This is a genomic window from Phytoactinopolyspora endophytica, from assembly GCF_004138495.1.
GTDB classification, from domain to species: Bacteria; Actinomycetota; Actinomycetes; order Jiangellales; family Jiangellaceae; genus Phytoactinopolyspora; species Phytoactinopolyspora endophytica.
Genome location: NZ_ML142853.1, coordinates 262,344 through 264,234 on the forward strand (window position 1 = coordinate 262,344; position 1,891 = coordinate 264,234).

Sequence of the window (1,891 nt, forward strand, 5' to 3'; positions counted from 1 at the left end):
CGTTGCGCCGCATGACACCACTGGTCACCATGCAACCGGCGATGTTGCCCACCCGGGAGGACCGGAAGACCTCCCGGACCTGCGCCGTGCCGAGCTGCACCTCCTCGAACTCCGGCTTGAGCATGCCCTTCAGGGCTGCCTCGATCTCCTCGATCGCCGCGTAGATGACCGAGTAGTACCGGATGTCGACGCCCTCGCGGTCCGCCAGGTCCTCGACCGTGCGGTTCTGCGGCCGCACGTTGAACCCGATGATGATGCCCTCGTCGATCGAGGCGAGGTTGACGTCGTTGGCCGTGATGGCACCCACACCGCGGTGGATGATCCTCAGGTCGACCTCCTCGCCCACGTCGATCTTGAGCAGGGCATCCTCGAGAGCCTCCACCGAACCGGAGACGTCGCCCTTGAGAATGAGGTTGAGCGTCTGCACCTTGCTCTCGGCCAGGAAACTCTCCAGCGTGACCCGCTTGCGCGCCTTGGCCAGTGCCGCGTTGCGCTCCATCGCCTCGCGTTTCTCGGCGATCTGTCGAGCCGTGCGATCGTCGTCGGCGACCAGGAACTTGTCACCGGCGCCGGGCACGGCGGTCAGACCGAGCACCAGCACCGGACGCGACGGTCCGGCATGCTCGACCTGCTTGCCGTGCTCGTCGAGCATGGCTCGCACCCGGCCGTACGACTGCCCGGTGACGATCGCATCGCCAGGACGGAGCATCCCGCGCTGGACCAGCACTGTCGCGACCGGGCCGCGGCCCTTGTCGAGGTGACCCTCAATGGCGACGCCACGGGCGGCCATCTCCGCGTTGGCCTTCAGGTCCAGCGCGGCGTCCGCGGTCAGGATGACGGCTTCGAGCAGCTTGTCGATGCCCATGCGCTGCAACGCGGAGATGTCGACGAACATGGTGTCGCCGCCGTACTCCTCGGCCACGAGGTTGTACTCGGTCAGCTGCTGGCGGATCTTGTCCGGGTTCGCCCCTTCCTTATCCACCTTGTTGACCGCGACCACGATCGGGACCTCGGCCGCCTGCGCATGGTTCAGCGCCTCGATGGTCTGCGGCATCACACCGTCGTCGGCGGCGACGACAAGGATCGCGATGTCCGTCACCTGCGCACCACGGGCACGCATGGCGGTGAACGCCTCGTGACCCGGAGTGTCGATGAAGGTGATCGCGCGGTCTTCGTCGTCGTGATCGACGTGCACCTGGTAGGCACCGATGTGCTGGGTGATACCACCGGACTCGCCGCTGACCACGTTGGCGTTGCGGATGGCGTCGAGCAGCTTCGTCTTACCGTGGTCGACGTGGCCCATGACGGTAACCACTGGGGGCCTCGCCCCGAACGTACCTTGATCGCCTTCGTCGGCGAAGTCGATGTCGAACGACTCGAGTAGCTCGCGGTCCTCGTCCTCGGGCGAGACCAGCTGGATCTCGAAGCCCAGTTCGCCACCGAGAAGCTGGAATGTCTCCTCGTCCACCGACTGGGTAGCGGTCACCATCTCGCCAAGGCCGAACAGCACCTGCACCAGCTGAGCCGGGTCGACTTCGATCCGCTCGGCGAAGTCGGCAAGCGACGCTCCACGCGGCAGCCGAATCGACTGGCCGTTGCCGCGCGGCAGCCGCACACCACCGATGGTGGGCGCCTGCATGTTGTCGAGTTCCTGGCGCTTCTGACGCTTGCTCTTGCGGCTCCTGGCAGGCTTACCACCGGGACGACCGAACGCACCGGCCGTACCACCGCCACGGCCGCGACCACCCGGTCCTGGCCGGCCGCCGGGGCCACCAGGGCCACCTGGGCCGCCACCCGGACGGGCGCCAAGGCCCGGTCCACCGCCGGGACGACCGCCACCGCCACCGCCGCCACCGGGACGACCGCCACCGCCACCGCCGCCACCGGGACG

At 67.8% G+C, this 1,891-nt stretch carries 1 protein-coding gene; it reads right to left on the reverse strand.

Annotated elements, in window-relative coordinates:
• Positions 1–1,891 (reverse strand): translation initiation factor IF-2 (gene infB, locus ELR45_RS40780; RefSeq protein WP_420813875.1); only part of this gene is annotated, 1,891 nt, incomplete at both ends.